Source organism: Acinetobacter sp. 1294243 (assembly GCF_000588015.1).
Taxonomy (GTDB): Bacteria; Pseudomonadota; Gammaproteobacteria; order Pseudomonadales; family Moraxellaceae; genus Acinetobacter; species Acinetobacter pittii.
Map to the genome: position 1 here is coordinate 1 of NZ_JFXG01000067.1, position 334 is coordinate 334.

Genomic DNA, 334 nt, shown 5'->3' on the forward strand with positions numbered 1-334 from the left:
AACCCCCGCGTGCAGCAACGGTCCTCATTTCCCCCCCCCCTGCCGTACCACCGCCCACAATAATCGCTGCCGCCCAACTGGCAAACTGAGACATTTCTCCGCTACTCACCGCCATTGTCGCTAATGTACCCGCAATCATCGCCGCAGGAGTCGCGACTGTGTCTAAGGCATTATCGACCCACGGAATATAGTAGGCTGCAACTTCACACACCGTTGCCACACCTAAAGCTAAACACACCGATGGCAGAGCTAACCATTCAAAACCTTTTGATGGTTCAAACCATCCCATCATGGTTGCAATGCTCATAACCAGTAGCGGCACAAACACGCGAAA

1 protein-coding gene is annotated in these 334 nt (G+C 53.3%); it reads right to left on the reverse strand.

Annotation, left to right across the window (positions count from 1 at the left end; genetic code table 11):
• Nucleotides 1–334: DUF4126 domain-containing protein (locus J655_RS24200; protein WP_032053478.1), on the reverse strand; the 334-nt coding region annotated here is incomplete at both ends.